Source organism: Thiolapillus sp. (assembly GCF_048562965.1).
Lineage (GTDB): Bacteria > Pseudomonadota > Gammaproteobacteria > Chromatiales > Chromatiaceae > Thiolapillus > Thiolapillus brandeum_A.
The window spans coordinates 1-510 of record NZ_JBHNMF010001693.1; the positions used below are offsets into that span (position 1 = coordinate 1).

The window sequence follows — 510 nt, forward strand, 5'->3', positions numbered from 1 at the left end:
GACTTCCGGCACGTACTTGATCAGAACATCCGGCGTGTATTTTCTTGTTTTGCCCCGGGCATCCTTGTAACGAATTTCAACGGGCTGTTCCTCAAAATGCTCCACGGTCCAGTCGAAATCAAGCATGTGGTAAAGGTCACGCTCAAGGGATCCCTCGAATTCGGCGGCGTTGTTGGCGGATTTTTCGCTGGCCACACACCCCGTGATCACCCGGTAGTTTCTCGGTATTTTTCTGACTGACATAACTCGTTGTATTTATAAAAAAAATTTTGTCGCAAATTTAACACGCAAAACACAATATTGTCGCACAATTATTGCATATTTGTCGCATTAATTATGCATAAATCAACGCGTAAGTTGTTGATTTATAGTTCCATTGTCGCATAATTAAGGCTCTTCTCCGCTTTGATGAGTGAAAAAGGATACCAGATACCCAAGTAAGCTATTGATAGTATGAGGTCTCTAACCACTTCACCGCCAATATGGGGGTACCCCTGCCCACTGTATAGG

General features: G+C 43.9%; 1 protein-coding gene. It reads right to left on the reverse strand.

The window, feature by feature from the left end; translation table 11 throughout:
* Nucleotides 1–243, reverse strand: a 243-nt coding sequence (locus ACOCD2_RS26255) for a Tn7 transposase TnsA N-terminal domain-containing protein (protein ID WP_419626459.1), incomplete at its 3' end; no start/stop codon positions are given.
* Between the last annotated feature and the right edge of the window lie 267 nt (nt 244–510).